Raw genomic sequence first — 326 nt, 5'->3', positions numbered from 1 at the left:
CCGAAAGCGGTGTCACCGACGAGGCAATGGCGGCAGCGCAATTGCGTCCTCGCAGCAAGTCGGCTCCGGCGCTCGCCAAGGCATAGCAGACGGGTGGGCGCGGCTGGCTACATCCGCTAAGCTAGCCGCCCATGCCGATTCTCCTTTCAAGTTCGTTTCAATTTTCATCGCCGATGCGCGAATTGCCGGGCATGCAGCCTGGCGGTGTCGTCGTGCAGGCGTCGCCGTGGGCGCCCATCGTTATTAAGGAATTGCTATGACCGCTGGCCTGCAAGGCTCGTTGATGGTCGACGTCGCCGGTACCTGGCTGACGGCCGAGGATCGCC

The 326-nt window shown here is 63.2% G+C and carries 1 pseudogene; it reads left to right on the top strand.

Annotation, left to right across the window (positions count from 1 at the left end):
* Positions 1 to 86: pseudogene (locus OC610_RS29095) on the top strand (TetR family transcriptional regulator); the annotation flags it as partial.
* Between the last annotated feature and the right edge of the window lie 240 nt (positions 87 to 326).

It is taken from the genome of Pseudomonas agronomica (assembly GCF_025917275.1).
GTDB lineage: Bacteria > Pseudomonadota > Gammaproteobacteria > Pseudomonadales > Pseudomonadaceae > Aquipseudomonas > Aquipseudomonas agronomica.
Note: the sequence above shows the minus strand (reverse complement) of the source record. Positions and strands in the feature narration are given on the sequence as shown.